Annotated in this window: 12 protein-coding genes; 11 read left to right on the top strand and 1 reads right to left on the bottom strand. The window is 48.9% G+C overall.

The genetic code is table 11. The features are described from left to right. Positions 1-311 precede the first annotated feature (311 nt). The 11 genes from E3J62_04605 to E3J62_04555 all read left to right on the top strand — a co-directional run bounded on the left by E3J62_04605 (position 312) and on the right by E3J62_04555 (position 8,003). The gene (locus E3J62_04605; protein TET46334.1) at positions 312-983 is read left to right on the top strand and encodes a hypothetical protein; all 672 of its coding nucleotides are present in this window, start codon (positions 312-314) and stop codon (positions 981-983) included. A 105-nt stretch (positions 984-1,088) separates the two neighbouring features. After that, positions 1,089-1,727, top strand: coding sequence for a hypothetical protein (locus E3J62_04600; GenBank protein ID TET46333.1), 639 nt, complete (start codon positions 1,089-1,091; stop codon positions 1,725-1,727). A 14-nt stretch (positions 1,728-1,741) separates the two neighbouring features. Further along, positions 1,742-2,611, top strand: a complete 870-nt coding sequence (locus E3J62_04595) for an alpha/beta hydrolase (protein TET46332.1) — start codon at positions 1,742-1,744, stop codon at positions 2,609-2,611. Positions 2,612-2,909: 298 nt separating this feature from the next. Next, positions 2,910-3,827 carry a hypothetical protein gene (locus tag E3J62_04590; protein TET46331.1) on the top strand — a complete coding sequence of 306 codons (918 nt, stop codon included), beginning with the start codon at positions 2,910-2,912 and terminating at the stop codon, positions 3,825-3,827. Between the two features lie 79 nt (positions 3,828-3,906). After that, a complete protein-coding gene (locus tag E3J62_04585) occupies positions 3,907-4,449 on the top strand; it encodes an NAD(P)H nitroreductase (GenBank protein ID TET46335.1) in 543 nt (180 codons plus the stop codon). A gap of 57 nt (positions 4,450-4,506) precedes the next feature. Further along, positions 4,507-4,773: a sodium (Na+) symporter gene (locus tag E3J62_04580; protein TET46336.1), complete on the top strand. Its 267-nt coding sequence runs from the start codon at positions 4,507-4,509 to the stop codon at positions 4,771-4,773. Positions 4,774-4,813: 40 nt separating this feature from the next. Next, entirely contained in the window at positions 4,814-5,287 is a 474-nt protein-coding gene (locus tag E3J62_04575) for a GNAT family N-acetyltransferase (GenBank protein ID TET46330.1), read from the top strand. Between the two features lie 183 nt (positions 5,288-5,470). After that, entirely contained in the window at positions 5,471-5,752 is a 282-nt protein-coding gene (locus E3J62_04570; GenBank protein ID TET46329.1) for a DNA-binding protein, read from the top strand. A 283-nt stretch (positions 5,753-6,035) separates the two neighbouring features. Further along, the gene (locus E3J62_04565; GenBank protein ID TET46328.1) at positions 6,036-6,905 is read left to right on the top strand and encodes a hypothetical protein; all 870 of its coding nucleotides are present in this window, start codon (positions 6,036-6,038) and stop codon (positions 6,903-6,905) included. Beyond that, a complete protein-coding gene (locus tag E3J62_04560) occupies positions 6,892-7,287 on the top strand; it encodes a VOC family protein (GenBank protein ID TET46327.1) in 396 nt (131 codons plus the stop codon). Before E3J62_04565 ends, E3J62_04560 begins: the two co-directional genes overlap by 14 nt. Before the next feature lie 14 nt (positions 7,288-7,301). After that, positions 7,302-8,003 (top strand): DNA alkylation repair protein, encoded by a 702-nt coding sequence (locus E3J62_04555; GenBank protein TET46326.1) that lies wholly within the window; start codon positions 7,302-7,304, stop codon positions 8,001-8,003. Positions 8,004-8,156: 153 nt separating this feature from the next. Here E3J62_04555 and E3J62_04550 read toward each other — a convergent pair whose 3' ends face one another. After that, the gene (locus E3J62_04550) at positions 8,157-8,900 is read right to left on the bottom strand and encodes a hypothetical protein (GenBank protein TET46325.1); all 744 of its coding nucleotides are present in this window, start codon (positions 8,898-8,900) and stop codon (positions 8,157-8,159) included. Positions 8,901-9,045: the final 145 nt, after the last annotated feature.

The raw sequence follows: 9,045 nt of genomic DNA, 5'->3' as shown, positions 1-9,045 counted from the left end.
GAGGCAAAGCCGAAGGATCCAGTTGTGCGAGATTGCTTCGGGATTGTCCACACTCCTCCGTCGGCTTCTGCCGCCGAAGGATCAAAAATGCCCCGTGTATCTCGCTTCGCGAGAAACGGGGCAGGCCTCGTCTTTTCTCTGGAAAAGCCGGGCCTTTTTGACTCGCAATGACACTGTTTCTGCTCCATTTGGTACGTTCGAGGCCGAGAGTATCCTTCGCTATTGATAGCTGAGGACTGACAGATGAGAGCTGACAGCTATCGTATAGCGTATAGCTGTGTAGTTCAAGGGAGGTTCAGGTGGATATTGGCATGGAGAAGCGAAGTGTAGGCAGGTGGATGTTCGCCTCGGGGGTCGTGGGCTCCCTGTTGGTGATCATGTGGTTTGTGCTTATGTCCTTAACGGCACCCGTTGGGTTCGTTGTTGAGCAACTGGAAACGCTTGCCGAGCAGTCGACACTGTATCAGTGGTCTTTTATCAATTCATCGCTTGTTTCATTGACCTTCGTTACGATGATGGTGCTCTTAGCACTTTTCGTTGAAACGGAGAGGCCAAAAGGGTTGCTGGACATCTTAGGCGTTGTCTTTCTCGCTCCTTACACTTTGTTGGTAAGTATCGCATACACATCACAATACACCATCTTTCCTCGGCTCCTGGCCGAGTTCGATGTGATGGACAAAGCGTTGGCGAAGGCCTGGTATTTCAATAATCCAAACTCAATTCCCTATTTCCTTGATTACCTGGGCTATACATTCCTTGCCATAAGTGCGTTTGCCATTGCTCCGAGGCTTATCAGAGGCAGAGGACTGCAGAAAGCTACCGGGTGGCTGTTGCTGCTAATAGGGGTGGCGTCCTTCACTGGATTCCTAGGTCTTATCGTTGGGAACCTTGTGGTAGAAATGATCCTGGCTGTTGGTGGGGTGTTCAGCCTACCGTTTGCCATTTTGGTTGCTGTTTGGGGAAAGACGTTAATCAAACAATAGGCGCTTGTTGTGTGAGCCGCCGCAGGGGTCGTAGAAAGGCCCGTAAGCCGTAAGCCGGCAGGCACATGCTAGCCTATGATTTGACTCCAACCGTGAGGGGGCGCTATGAAAAGGATTATTGTAATCCTGTGTCTGGGAATGATGGGGTGCGGGACGGTCCCATCTGTTCGGCCAATAGGGAAGGGACAGAAATCCGTTACCCTTTCATCCGGTGGGCCTGTTACCCGTATCTATGGTGTCGCAATGCCCCTACCATATTCGGTTCTCCGATACCGTCAGGGCCTGAGTGACGATACCGATCTCCATGTAGGCATACACCCTTCCATGTCAATGTTAGGCAATCTCGGCATTGATGTTGGCTTGACAAGGCACCTGATGGACCAGGCTGGATGGAAACCTTCCTTTTCTCTAGAAGCAAGCATCTACGGTTTCTACCATGCCAATGAATTATCAAGTATTCGCGTTTATCCAGAAGTGTCGGCGATAGGAAGTTTCGGGACCGAGGGCCGGGAGCAGGCTTTGTATTTCGGGGTACAGAACATGATCCAATCTGCCAGTCCTTATCTTGTCTTTGTGCCGCTCGTTGGCGCGGAGCTTCCCTTCGGCAGACGCTTTGTTCTGAACGTAGAAACGAAATGGTATGCTCCAAGTGAGGAGAGTGAAGATAGGGCTGTTGAATACAGCATCAAACCCTTTGGTCACGGCGCACTCGGATTTGCCGTTGGGGGGTCATACAAATTCTGAAATAGGGAGGCAAAATGAAAATCACAATTGTATGCTTGCTTGCCTTGCTGTGTCTCACCTCTTGTATGCGGATTTTTGCCCTGGATGGTTTCCTCTTTGACCCAACCAGAGTTGACGAATATCTGAAACCAGAGGATCTGAGAAAATGGGGAGTCAGGTTTATTATTCCAGATTCACTCATTGAACCAGTTGTCCTGACCTCGATGGGCAACAAAATCTATGGATTCTTTGTGAAGGGAGACCCGGATTCCACTGCGAATAACGAAGTTACCATACTCTACTGCGAGGGCAAAGATGAAAACTTGAACAGGTACTGGGTGAGAGTGGAATACCTCTGGGAAATGGGATATAGTGTCTTCATATTTGACTATCAGGGATATGGGAAGAGTGAAGGGGAACCATCAGGTGATGCTCTGTTTTCTGATGGGAGGCAATCTCTCGAGTATCTGCAGTCAAGGACCGATGTTGATGCTTCCAAAATGGTATTTTTCGGATTTTCTCTTGGCACTTTTGTGGCAACTTACCTTGCTGCTGACATCCATCATCCTCCGGGTCTTATTCTTGAGTCAACCCCGGCTTCCGTCACTGCTCTGTTGCATGACTCGGGATTGATTAATCTTCCTGGAGAATATGTGGCCGACGCAGATTTTGATAATGAAAGAAGAATAGCGGACATCCAGTGTCCTCTCTTCATGATGCATGGGAGAGCAGATGATTTCGTAGTCTTTGATCGACATGTTCCACCTGTGTGGAACAGGGCCAAAGAGCCCAAGGAGAATCTGTGGGTTCAGTATGGGGGCCACAGTGATATTCCAGAAGTCCTGGGAAACCGCTACCATAAGAAAATCAATAGCTTTGTCTCTCGGTATGTTTTGGGGGACTAACATTTGAGATGGAGGATTTGGGATTTGGCAATGGTACCCGCGTGGAACGGCCCGGGCAGGCCCCGTGTATCTCGCTTCGCGAGAAACAGGGCAGGCAGGATAAACTCCGGATCTGCTTGAGCCAGATTGCTTCGCTCACTTCGTTCGCCCGCAATGACACTATTTCTCTTTCCTGCCACAGCTGACACCATCGTACAGCGTATAGCCGTCTTATATCTTATGTCTTACGTTTTACATCCTTGTCTTGTTTGAGTATGTGTGGTAGCATTTCTGGGTCAAAAGAAAGAGGAGGTTAGTAATGAAGAAAGCTTTTCTCATTGCGGCAGGAATTCTGTTGCTAACACAGGTTACTGTCCAGGCAAAGGTCAAGATGGTGGTGTTGCCTTTGCGTTCGATTGGCGTTGAGGAGACGTCTACACAGACTGCGTACTTGTTGTTGCGTCAGGAGATCGGCAAGTTGGGCAAGCATGAAGTGGTTTCAGATGCGCTTGTGAGAGAGACGGTGGATCCAACGCCCTGCGCAGACGTGGCATGCGCCGCAGACATAGGCCGAGAGTTAAATGCGGCTGAGGTTGTCTTCGGGAGCCTGAACAAATTGGGCGAGAAAATCATCGTTCAATTTACGCTTGTGGATGTTGCCACTCGGAAAGCCTCATTGATAGACAATATCACAGCTATGTCTGTGGAAGATCTGGAAACCGTGATGAAACGCGTCGCAAAGAGCATCGTGAAACGGCAACCCGTAGCCAAAACCGCAGAAGTCGGTGCGATTACTGAGAAGGAGGCTCTGAAGCCGAGAGGTCGACGGACCAGAAGGGGGTTTGCGACGAGATTCGGCTACCTTTTCCCGACAAATGGTTACGACGACGATGAACAGGTTTTCGCAATAGATTTCCTGACCATGTACGAGGCCAAGGATTTTATGGTGAACGGCTTGTTCGGCATTCGAAAAGGGATTGCTCTTAATATTGGTGCCACCTATTTGAGCACGAGGACGGACTTCTGTCCGTATTTTGGTGGTGGGCTTGGTTTCCACTGGGTGCATCACAACGACTCCGAGGATAAGCGCAGCGATGGCTTTGAGGCGATACTTAGCGGCGGACTCATAGCGTTCCGGACATACAATTTTCGAATCCTTCTCAATTTGGACTACTGCATCTCCTTCAATGAGTACAACGATCAGGCTTTGGTGTTCACAATGGGGATGATTCGTTAGGGCATCGGCCCATGGATCATCCTTTCTTGTAGTGGTCACCATGCATCGGCGAGGTGTGGGCACGCATCGGGTAAAACGAATGGACTTCATGGATTTGGTGAAAACGAGACAGAGTGTACGTGAATATCTGAGTAAACCGGTCGAACGAGAGAAGATTGAACGATGCCTGGAAGCGGCACGATTTGCTCCTTCGACATGCAACTCCCAGCCCTGGAGATTCATTGTAGTCGACGATCCGGAGTTGAAAGACGCAGTGGCCAGAAGAACGTTTGGAAGGCTACTATCTTTCAATCGTTTCACCCTGCAGGCGCCAGTTCTTGTCCTGTTGGTTGGTGAAAGGCCAAAGCTCACCGCCCGAATCGGAGCAACAATCAAGCACAGACAGTTCAGTCTCATGGACATAGGGATTGTTGCTGAGCATTTCTGCCTTCAGGCAAAGGAAGAGGGACTCGGCACCTGCATGTTGGGGTGGTTCGACGAACAAGGGGTGAAGAAACTCCTTAACATTCCAGACCGGAAAAGAATTCATCTTGTCATCACTCTTGGCTACCCGAAATCCGATGAATTGCGTACTAAGAAGAGAAAAGATGTGGATATGATCAGGAGCTACAATCGTTATTGATTCCCATTGGTGGTCCTGGCTGCTCTGTACATAATCACAGCGGTGCTAACTGAGGCTATGTCCAACAACGCTGCTGTCGTACTATTGGCTCCCATTACACTTTCTCTCGCGTCGGTGCTGAACGTTAGTCCACGGCCATTGCTCATAGCTATAACTTTTGCTGCTTCGACGAGCTTTGCCACACCAATTGGCTATCAAACGAACACGATGATATATGCGCCTGGCGGCTACCGTTTCCTTGACTTCACTCGGGTGGGCGTACCGCTAAACCTATTGTTCTGGATAACCGCTGTCATTTTGGTGCCGATGTTCTGGCCATTCTAGTCCCGCCTCCCATGGGTGGTGTACAGATCTCACATGGAAGATGAGTCGCGTGCTGAATATCGCCTGCGTTGAATCCAAAGAGAATCTTGATCACATCCGGAAGCTGTTCAAAGAATACGCTGCCTGGCTGGGTTTTGACCTCGGTTTTCAGGATTTTGAAAGAGAATTCGCGGAACTCCCAGGGGACTACTCTCCGCCCGATGGCCAGCTGCTTCTGGCCACGTACGGGGCTCAGATAGCTGGATGTGCAGCTCTAAGGAAATTCAGCGAAGGTGTGTGCGAGATGAAGAGGTTGTTTGTGCGGCCCCAGTTCCGAGGCAAGGGGATTGGCAGAAGCCTCTCAGAGTCCATTATTGAAGAAGCCCGCAAAGCAGGATATAAGCAGATGCGTTTAGACACAGTTCCTTCAATGAAAAAAGCGATAGCACTCTATCACTCCCTGGGCTTTAGGGAGATTGAACCCTACCGGCATAACCCGATAGAAGGTGCGACATTCATGGAGCTGATTCTGTGATGAACCTCCGTCGAAGTGGGGACGCATCGCAATGTGCCCCTGCAAATGCCTGAAACTAGCTCCAAGCAGTAGGTGATAAAGCCCCCAATCTCAAACGAGGGGCGCTGCCCGATATGTCATTACATTGCTGTTGACAGTTAACACCACTTGGGCTAATCTGGTGCGGAAAAATGGGGGTGCCATATGGATGCAGTTGCTGAGATCCTGACTCTGGATGAGGCCGCAAAGTTCCTCAAGATTGGGAGAAACACCATGTACTCTCTTGCCAGAACCGGCGAGGTTCCCGCCAGGAAGATGGGGCGGGAGTGGAGATTCGTGTCTTCTGCACTCGTTGATTGGCTTCTGCTGAAGTGCCCACCAGCAAATGGCAAATGCTGGGAAGTAAAGAGCTGCACTTTTGAGGAGAGGTATTCCTGTCCATATTTCCTCGATTTCGAGCGCAAAAGGCGCACAAGGGCATCGTAATGCTTTTGAGCATTCCACGATTCCTGAAAAACCCACCCATATCTCACAGCCCGTGTTCAAGATATTTCGATTTGCATGGAAAGTGGTTCCCGATTAGAGTATACATTTCACCTATGGGATCCGAATAACTAAGAGAAAACGTGACCTGCGTTTCGCAACATGATTCGGGTCCAGAGCTGCAACTTTCAGTTTTGGATTTTCCATGCTTGACCCCGAAGTGAGAGAATGGCCATTTCTCATAATGAGACTGCGTAAGTGATACAGAAGGACAGGAGCTGGTTTGGTGAATGTATCGTGGGATGATCACTATCCCGATAAGGAAGTCTTACGAAAAGAAGTCAACCACATGGTGGAAGCCTTTGTGGAGGTTTTGTTGAAAGAGATACCAGAGTCAGACATAGAGGGAATCTATTTCAAGGGCTCGGCACAAAAGCATTGGGATTCTCCCCTTGACTATGTCCCTGAATTGAGCGACATAGATATCCACCTTCTTTTTGCGGACGATCTGGCGGTCCAAAGAGATCTCGGATCGATTTCCAGGGTCACGCACATCCAATCCGGGGTCGAAGAAAGATACTTCTCAAAGACACCAAAACCGCTGCACGTCCCAAGACCTCAAATAGTCGTTCTTAATCAGCTTCTGCAAGAGGAAGACTATATTCCAACGCCCGAAAGCGCAGTGTCGGTGGTGTACGGCAAAGATTATCCAAAAGGTGATTACACTGATCAAGACAGAATCAGACTTATCGACTGCAGGAGAGTACTTGAAGAAGAGAAATTCCTCTCAGAATTTCCAGCTCGCGTGATAGATAAACCCTCAAGGTACATCTGGGACTCTTTGAGAGCATTGGTCTGGCACATTTCGCCTGTTGCGCCAAGAGTTTTGTACGTGCTGGGACTCCCGACCGAGAAGGCATGGAGCATTAATCGTACCGAGGCTGTTGCACATCTAACAGAAAAAGGTGAACACCAACTTGCTCAACATTATTCTGAATTCTATTTGCATGGTTGGAAGTACTTCTTATCGAAGTATTCCGATTCTAACGCAGGAAGATCGTCACTGATCGCGGGTGTCCATGCATTGACCAGGGCGCTGGAAATTGCCAAAACCTGGCATTCAGAACATTCCTCAGGAAAGGATGACCAAAGATAAAAGGAGGAGTCGGATGTTTGAGAGCATCGGTTCGCTCGCTGTTTATGTCACTGATCTAGAAAAAGCAAAGAAGTTCTACACGGAGACCCTTGGCTTCGAGGTTTCCGCTGACCTCGGACCTACCCTGTGTTTCCTCAAGTCGAAATCAGGCGGTATTGACATATACATGGTGGGGGGGAACAAGCCTGCGTCTATCGATAATGAAACGAGTCGGCTGAGCTTCTTCTTGCGGACTGAAAAGCCTGCGTCTGAGATTCATGCCACTCTCAAGAAAGCCAGAGTCGAACTTCTTCAGGATGCGCCCGAGTTTGTTGGGGATGCAACATATTGCTTTCAGTTTAAAGATCCAGATGGCAACATAGTGGAAGTTGCCGGCAAATAGCGAGGAAGGGAGAAATGAGTAAGAAGATCGCCAGAGACACAGAGGTCGACAAGATAATCAGGGAGCTGAAGAAATGTGCCGTTCCGGGTGCGAGAGAGGGGATGGCCAGATTTGGGATTAAGGCAGAGCATGCCCTTGGCGTTTCGATTCCAGATCTGAGAAAGATGGCAAAAAGTATAGGAAAGAATCATGGGTTGGCCCTTCGGGTGTGGAAGACGAAAATCCATGAGGCTAGAATTCTATCAAGTATGATCGATGAACCAGAGCGTGTTACCGAAAAGCAAATGGAATCCTGGGTGAAAGATTTTGATTCGTGGGACCTATGCGACCAGTGCTGCGGTAACCTTTTTGACAAGACAGAATTTGCTCGCAAAAAGGCGATTGAGTGGAGCAAGGACAAAGAGGAGTTTGTGAAGAGGGCCGGGTTTGCTCTGATGGCCTGGATGGCTTTTCATGACAAGAAAGCAGAGGACAAGGACTTCGTCAGGTTTTTCCCCACGATAAAGAGAGAATCTGTTGATGAGAGGAATTTTGTCAAAAAAGCTGTCAACTGGGCGCTGCGCCAGATTGGGAAAAGGAATCCTAATCTGAACAAAGAGGCAGTGAAGCTTGCAAAAGAAATAAAGAAACTGGATTCCAGTGCCGCAAGGTGGATCGCCTCGGATGCGCTGAGAGAACTGGAAAGCAAGGCCGTGCGGGAAAGACTCCGAAAGTGAGCCAAATAGGCCCGAGCGATCGGATGATGGCGCGTAGCATATTTCGTCCTGAGGGAAATCGGAGGGCGAAAAAGAGTTGGTCCGAAACGACCTATCGGGGTTGGCCCGCAGCGTGGACTCTGCGGTCCGCAGGTTGCTGAGAGCAACTAACTGCTATGGTGCAAACAGTAGACTGGCTCCGAACCGCGTAATCGAGAACTTCATCTTCTCACCTTTTGGCTCCTTGCCTGCCACATAGGTAAACTCTGGCATTATCTTCAGTTTCTGGATTGATTTTTTGCCCTTGCCGATTGGTATCGAAAAACTCATTCCAGCATCAAGACCGTAAATACCACACATGGTCCGCTTAGTAGTAGTGGGGAAATAACCCGATAACTCATAGGGATAGAGGAACATCATCAACTTTGGTGCAACGTAGGGATTGATCAGGCCGTCCAGAAGTGAGACTCCGAACACCACCAGCATTCTAGCATCTCCCATGAATCCAGCTCTTCCAAACCCCGCGCCAAAGCCAATACTAGGGTTGATGATCACGGGCTGTTCGGCCAATTTGAACTTGGCGTCAAAAATACCGTATGGCAATATGTCGTCCGAGATCAGGAAAGATGGAGTAACCCCCACTTCTACAATTGAGCCGAGGTTAGCCCTCAATGACATATTGGTAACGAATGTGCTGACTGACGTGTCAGAGTCCGTAGCCGTATGTGCGTAGGCTCCACCTATACCAATACCAAAGCCTGTCGACCCATCAACAAGTTCAGGCGAAGCGTTACTGCGATAATTCAGGTAGGGAACACTTTCGAGAATGCTGTAACTTTCGTGATGATAGGAACATCCAGAAAAAAGCAACAGGATTAGCACTGCTATTAACAGATACGATCTCATAGGCCTATCCATAGCTCCTCCTTTTTTCTGATTATATCATATTTTTAATATTAGCAAGTGGAAAAGTCGAAATAAAGTAATCCTGACGATAAGCGCATTTGCTCTAATCGCCAAGTCCAGGGAGAAATCTGCGACTCGGGCTTTAGCCTTTTCACGT

This window comes from candidate division TA06 bacterium (assembly GCA_004376575.1).
GTDB lineage: Bacteria > Hydrothermota > DG-26 > E44-bin18 > E44-bin18 > E44-bin18.
Note: the sequence above shows the minus strand (reverse complement) of the source record. Positions and strands in the feature narration are given on the sequence as shown.

Coding starts and splice junctions, on each gene's coding strand:
- E3J62_04595 (TET46332.1), top strand. CDS start 1,742: ATGAAAATCACAATTGTATGCTTGCTTGCCTTGCTGTGTCTCACCTCT.
- E3J62_04600 (TET46333.1), top strand. CDS start 1,089: ATGAAAAGGATTATTGTAATCCTGTGTCTGGGAATGATGGGGTGCGGG.
- E3J62_04575 (TET46330.1), top strand. CDS start 4,814: ATGAGTCGCGTGCTGAATATCGCCTGCGTTGAATCCAAAGAGAATCTT.
- E3J62_04580 (TET46336.1), top strand. CDS start 4,507: ATGTCCAACAACGCTGCTGTCGTACTATTGGCTCCCATTACACTTTCT.
- E3J62_04585 (TET46335.1), top strand. CDS start 3,907: ATGGACTTCATGGATTTGGTGAAAACGAGACAGAGTGTACGTGAATAT.
- E3J62_04605 (TET46334.1), top strand. CDS start 312: ATGGAGAAGCGAAGTGTAGGCAGGTGGATGTTCGCCTCGGGGGTCGTG.
- E3J62_04560 (TET46327.1), top strand. CDS start 6,892: ATGACCAAAGATAAAAGGAGGAGTCGGATGTTTGAGAGCATCGGTTCG.
- E3J62_04555 (TET46326.1), top strand. CDS start 7,302: ATGAGTAAGAAGATCGCCAGAGACACAGAGGTCGACAAGATAATCAGG.
- E3J62_04570 (TET46329.1), top strand. CDS start 5,471: ATGGATGCAGTTGCTGAGATCCTGACTCTGGATGAGGCCGCAAAGTTC.
- E3J62_04550 (TET46325.1), bottom strand. CDS start 8,900: ATGGATAGGCCTATGAGATCGTATCTGTTAATAGCAGTGCTAATCCTG.
- E3J62_04590 (TET46331.1), top strand. CDS start 2,910: ATGAAGAAAGCTTTTCTCATTGCGGCAGGAATTCTGTTGCTAACACAG.